The sequence below is a fragment of the Crenobacter intestini genome (genome assembly GCF_004919095.1).
Lineage (GTDB): Bacteria > Pseudomonadota > Gammaproteobacteria > Burkholderiales > Chromobacteriaceae > Craterilacuibacter > Craterilacuibacter intestini.
In genome coordinates, this window is the sequence record NZ_STGJ01000039.1 from 1 (window position 1) to 3,292 (window position 3,292).

Genomic DNA, 3,292 nt, shown 5'->3' on the forward strand with positions numbered 1-3,292 from the left:
AACCTACGACCTTCGGGTTATGAGCCCGACGAGCTACCAGACTGCTCCACCCCGCGTCTGAGGAAGTGGATATTATCCAATTCATCGGAGCGTGTCAATTGAAAAATCCAATTTATACCGCAATACCGCAATTACACGCTCCAGCTGACCCAGCCGAACTGCCAGGTGGCGAGGATGATCAGGCCGAACGCGATGCGGTACCAGGCGAACGGGTTGAAGGTGTGGCCGGACACGAAGCGGACCAGCCAGCGCACCACGACGAAGGCGCTGACGAAGGCCGACACTAGCCCGACCGCGAACACCGGGATGTCGGCCAGCGAGAACAGCGCCCAGTTCTTGTACACGTCGTAGAAGGTCGCCGCGAACATGGTCGGCACCGCGAGGAAGAACGAGAACTCGGTCGCCACCTTGCGGTCGAGGCCGAACAGCATGCCGCCGATGATGGTCGCCCCCGAGCGCGAGGTGCCCGGCACCATCGCGAACACCTGCGCGACACCGACCTTCAGCGCGTCAAGCGCGCCCATCTGGTCGACGTCGTGCACGCGCGGCGGCACGTCCCGCTGCCGCTTCTCGGCCCACAGGATGATCAGGCCGCCGACGATCAGCGCCAGCGCGACACATACCGGGTTGAACAGGTAGAACTTGATCGCCTTGATCGCGAAGAAGCCGACCACCGCCGAGGGCAGGAAGGCGACCAAAAGCTTGCCGACGAAGTTCACCGCAGCCGGGTCGCGTTCGAGCAGCCCGCAGCCGATGCGCGTGAAGCGCACGCGGTACTCCCACACCACCGCGAGGATCGCGCCCAGCTGGATCACCACCTCGAAGACCTGGCCGGTACTGCCGTCAAAATTGATCAGGTCGCCGACCACGATCAGGTGGCCGGTGCTCGACACCGGCAAGAACTCGGTCAACCCTTCGACAATCCCCAACAACAGGGCCTTGCCCAGCAACAGCCAATCCACGCGACTTCCCCTTCAATCCTGCCCGTTCAATAAATAAAAGTCCGGCGACACCGCCGGACCTGTTGCGGCCTGCCTCTACTTACTTCTTGCCGCGCACCTTGGCGACCAGCTCGTTGACCACCTCGACCACGCGCTGCGGCTCAGCCGGGTTCACCGCGTACTTGCCGCCGACCACGACCAGCGGCGTACCCTCGACCTGGTAGTCGCGGGTCAGTTTGGACGCACGGTTGACCGCGGCCTGCATGCCGAAGGACTTGAAGGTCGCCATGAATTGCTTGGCGTCGACGCCCGGCTGCTTGGCGATCCAGCCGGCGAGCACCGTCTCGTCGCCGAGGTTGACGCGCTGCTTCATCACCGCCTCGAACGCGGCGCGGTGCAGCTTCTCTTCGGTGCCGGTCGCCTTCATGGTGGCGAGCAGCTTGGCGAAGCCCTCGGTATTGCGGCCCCACATCACCTGTTCGCGGCTGACCACCACGTCGGCCGGCTGCGCCTTCTTCCACGCGGCCATCACCGGCTCGAGGTTGTAGCAGTGGATGCAGCTGTACGAGAAGAACTCGACCACGTTCACCTTGCCCGGCTGCGTCGGCTGCGGGTTGGGCAGCACGCGGTAGTCCTTGCCTTCGACAACCGCCGCCTGCGCGAGCGAGCCCAGCAACATCAGGCCAATGGCCAGCCATTTCTTCATTGTTCTATCCTCTTCGGTGGGAAAACGGTTCAGGGTTTGATCAGGTCGGACGGCACGCCGCCGGCCTTCAGTTCGTTGCGCACGCGCTCGGCGTCCGTCTGGCGGGCGAACGGGCCGACCCGCACCCGGTGCATCAGGCCGTTCGCGGTCTCGACGGTCTGGATATTCGCCTCGACGCCCATCAGCGCGAGCTTGGCCTTCAGGTTGTCAGCCTCCGCCTCGTTGGCGAAGGCGCCGGCCTGCAGGCTGAAGCCCTGCGCGCGCTTGGGCTGCGGCGCCTGCGCCGGCGCGTCCGGCGTCGCCGGCACCGCGTCAAGCTTGCCCGGCAGGATCTTGTAGAAGTCGAAGCGGTTGCCCTCCTCAGCCGCCGCGTCAGGCGCGGCCGCCGGCGCCTGAGCAGGCGGCGCGGCGTCGGGTGCGGGCGTCACCGGTGCACTCGGAGCTACGGGCGCCGGGGCCGCCGGCGCGACTTCCTGCAGCGTGCCCGGCTCGAGCAGCGTCACGTCGGCGCCGGCCTCGCTCGCGCCCTGTTGGCGCGCCTCCTGCTTTTGCAGGTTGCTGAACGGGGTCGACGAACGGTTGAGGTACATGGTGGTGCCGACCACCGCGCCCACCCCGACGATCAAGCCGATCAGCAGGCCGGCCATCAGCCCGCCGCCCTTCTTGCCCCCCTGAGCACTACCCCGCCCCCCGCGGGGGCTTGCCTTGTAATCCCGGCTCATGCGTATTTGCTCTTCTGTTCCGGCCTTCAGGCCAATAAGCGGCGCATTTGCAGCGCCTGCATCAAAAATGTTTCGTCCACCCTGTCCGCGCCGGAGAGGTCCGCCAGGGTGCGCGCGACGCGCAGCACGCGGTGGTAGCCGCGCGCCGACAAGCCCAGCCTCTGCATCGCCTGCGCGAGCAGCGCGACGCCGGCCGGTGCCAGCGCCGCGTAGCAGGCGAGCTGCGCCTCGTCTAGCCGCGCGTTGCTCCCCCCCTGACGCACCAGTTGCAGGGCCAGAGCCCCGGCGACGCGCTTAGCGACCGCCGCGCTACCCTCGGCCGGCTCAGCCGCAAGCGAGGCCGCGTCCAGCGCGCCCATCTCGACCACTAGGTCGACGCGGTCGAGCAGCGGGCCGGAGATTTTACCCCGATAGCGCGCGATTTGCTCGGGCGTACACCGGCAATCCCGCTCGGGGTGGCCGTAATAGCCACACGGACAGGGGTTCATCGCGCCGACCAGCTGGAACGCTGCCGGGAAGCTCACCCGCCGCGCGGCTCGCGCGATGGTGACCGAGCGCGTTTCCAGCGGTTCGCGCAGCATCTCGAGCGCGCGCCGGTCGAATTCCGGCAACTCGTCGAGGAACAGCACGCCGTGGTGCGCGAGGCTGACCTCGCCCGGGCGCGGGTCGCTGCCGCCGCCGATCAACGCGGCCGCCGACGCCGAATGGTGCGGCGCCCGGAACGGACGGCGCCGCCAGAGACGGGGATCGAACCCCGACAGCAGCGAGTGCACGGCGGCGACTTCTAGCGCCTCGTCAAGGCCGAGCGCGGGCAGGATGCCCGGCAGGCGCCGCGCGAGCATGCTCTTGCCACAGCCCGGCGGCCCGCACAACAACAGGTGGTGGCCACCGGCCGCGGCGACTTCCAGCGCGAGCCGGGCAGC

At 67.7% G+C, this 3,292-nt stretch carries 4 protein-coding genes; all 4 read right to left on the reverse strand.

The features are described 5' to 3' along the window. Window positions 1-131: 131 nt before the first annotated feature. Window positions 132-962, reverse strand: a complete 831-nt coding sequence (locus E5K04_RS16525) for an undecaprenyl-diphosphate phosphatase (RefSeq protein ID WP_136555938.1) — start codon at window positions 960-962, stop codon at window positions 132-134. Window positions 963-1,041: 79 nt separating this feature from the next. After that, window positions 1,042-1,647, reverse strand: coding sequence for a thiol:disulfide interchange protein DsbA/DsbL (locus E5K04_RS16530; RefSeq protein WP_136555939.1), 606 nt, complete (start codon window positions 1,645-1,647; stop codon window positions 1,042-1,044). A 29-nt stretch (window positions 1,648-1,676) separates the two neighbouring features. Beyond that, a complete protein-coding gene (locus tag E5K04_RS16535) occupies window positions 1,677-2,369 on the reverse strand; it encodes an SPOR domain-containing protein (protein ID WP_235844414.1) in 693 nt (230 codons plus the stop codon). A gap of 26 nt (window positions 2,370-2,395) precedes the next feature. Then, the coding region (locus tag E5K04_RS16540; RefSeq protein WP_136555940.1) for a YifB family Mg chelatase-like AAA ATPase at window positions 2,396-3,292 on the reverse strand (897 nt) is incomplete at its 5' end.

Excerpts from the sequence above, each read along its gene's own strand:
- E5K04_RS16530 (WP_136555939.1), bottom strand. The coding sequence starts at position 1,647 with ATGAAGAAATGGCTGGCCATTGGCCTGATGTTGCTGGGCTCGCTCGCG.
- E5K04_RS16535 (WP_235844414.1), bottom strand. The coding sequence starts at position 2,369 with ATGAGCCGGGATTACAAGGCAAGCCCCCGCGGGGGGCGGGGTAGTGCT.